Source organism: Peribacillus sp. SIMBA_075 (genome assembly GCF_046534585.1).
Map to the genome: position 1 here is coordinate 1 of NZ_JAWRYN010001487.1, position 240 is coordinate 240.

Below are 240 nucleotides of genomic sequence, written 5' to 3' on the forward strand. Positions count from 1 at the left end.
TGATGGAAAACGCTGATTATCTGGAACCGTTCATCGATCCGGGCCCGATGAAGTTATTCGCTGACGGTTCGATCGGTGGAAGAACGGCGCTGCTTAGCCGCCCATACACGGACGATCCATCGACGAGCGGCGTGGCGATCCATTCAGACGAAGAATTAAAACGCCTCGTGTCCGTCGCAAGAAAGCACGGCGAAGCGGTCGCTATCCATGTCATCGGCGACTTTGCCATGGAAAAAGCGC

At 55.4% G+C, this 240-nt stretch carries 1 protein-coding gene; it reads left to right on the forward strand.

Annotation, left to right across the window (positions count from 1 at the left end; translation table 11 throughout):
• Nucleotides 1-240, forward strand: a 240-nt coding sequence (locus SB775_RS33345; protein ID WP_410865579.1) for an amidohydrolase family protein, incomplete at both ends; no start/stop codon positions are given.